Genomic DNA, 1,489 nt, shown 5'->3' with positions numbered 1-1,489 from the left:
AGACTACGCTCGATGCCGGCGAAGCCGTCATCGTCACCACGCCGACACCGGGGGCGTTCGGAAGCGCGTAAGAATTCGTGACAACCTGCCGTCAACAGGCTGTCACCTGCCTGTCATGACGCTGCGCTACCCGCTTGCGCCAACGCAAACGGGGAATCACCTTTCCATGTCGGACGTATCCGGAGAACTCGTTTATCGTCGAGGCAAGGAAGTCGGAAAGGCCGTCTACCAGAACCGCGCATTGTCGAAGGACGGCATCTCCGAGCGGCTCTTCGCCTTCCTGTTCTCCGGTCTGGTCTATCCGCAGATCTGGGAAGACCCGGATGTCGACATGGAGGCCATGCAGCTCGGCGCCGGTCATCGCGTCGTCACGATCGCCTCGGGCGGCTGCAACATTCTGGCCTACCTGACCCGCTCCCCGGCCAGGATCGACGCCGTCGATCTCAACGCCGCGCACATCGCGCTCAACCGCATGAAGCTGGAAGCGGTGCGCCATCTGCCGTCGCAAGGCGACCTCTTCCGCTTCTTCGGCGCCGCCGATACCAGCCACAATTCCGATGCCTATGATCGCTTCATCGCGCCGCACCTCGATGCGGTCAGCCGCCACTACTGGGAGCGCCGCAACTGGCGCGGCCGCCGCCGCATCTCGGTCTTCGACCGCAACTTCTACCAGACCGGCCTGCTCGGGCTCTTCATCGCCATGGGCCATCGCGTCGGCAAGCTGTTTGGTGTGGACCCGGCCGGCATCATGAAGGCGCAGAATATCGGCGAGCAGCGCCGCTTCTTCAACGAGGAACTGGCACCCGTCTTCGACAAGAAGCTGCTGCGCTGGGCGACCTCGCGCAAGGCTTCGCTCTTCGGCCTCGGCATCCCGCCGGCGCAGTACGACTCGCTGATCACCTCCGGCGACGGCTCGATGGCGAGCGTCTTGAAGGCTCGGCTCGAAAAGCTCGCCTGCGATTTCCCGCTGAAGAACAACTACTTCGCCTGGCAGGCCTTTGCCCGCCGCTATCCGCAGCCTGGCGAGGCGGCGCTGCCTGCCTATCTGGAACAGCGCAATTACAAGACGATCCGCGACAACATCGATCGCGTCGCCATCCATCACGCCAACCTGATCAAGTTCCTGGCCGCCAAGGACGCCGGCAGCGTTGATCGCTTCGTCCTGCTCGACGCGCAGGATTGGATGACCGACGACCTGCTCAACGCGCTGTGGACCGAGATCACCCGTACCGCTTCGGTTGGCGCCCGTGTCATCTTCCGCACCGCGGCAGAACCCAGCCTGCTGCCTGGCCGCGTTTCCGGCTCGCTGCTCGACCAATGGACCTACGAGGCCGACGCCTCGCGCGAATTCTCGGCAAAGGACCGCTCGGCGATCTATGGCGGCTTCCACCTCTACGTGAAGCGCGCCGCATGAGTACGGCGGAGCTGCCGGCCAGCCATGCCGAACTGATGGACGGCGTCTACCACTGGCAGCGCCACATCTACGACC

The 1,489-nt window shown here is 64.1% G+C and carries 1 protein-coding gene and 1 pseudogene; both read left to right on the top strand.

Annotated elements, in window-relative coordinates; genetic code table 11:
* Positions 1-115 precede the first annotated feature (115 nt).
* Positions 116-1,414 (top strand): DUF3419 family protein, encoded by a 1,299-nt coding sequence (locus tag EOA23_RS34635; RefSeq protein WP_127307310.1) that lies wholly within the window; start codon positions 116-118, stop codon positions 1,412-1,414.
* Positions 1,411-1,489 (top strand): annotated as a pseudogene (locus EOA23_RS36810) (SAM-dependent methyltransferase); the annotation flags it as partial. The gene EOA23_RS34635 and the pseudogene EOA23_RS36810, both read left to right, overlap by 4 nt.

Origin of the sequence: Mesorhizobium sp. M2A.F.Ca.ET.042.01.1.1 (assembly GCF_003997405.1) — a bacterium.
Classification (GTDB): Bacteria; Pseudomonadota; Alphaproteobacteria; order Rhizobiales; family Rhizobiaceae; genus Mesorhizobium.
Note: the sequence above shows the minus strand (reverse complement) of the source record. Positions and strands in the feature narration are given on the sequence as shown.

Excerpts from the sequence above, each read along its gene's own strand:
- EOA23_RS34635 (WP_127307310.1), top strand. The coding sequence starts at position 116 with ATGACGCTGCGCTACCCGCTTGCGCCAACGCAAACGGGGAATCACCTT.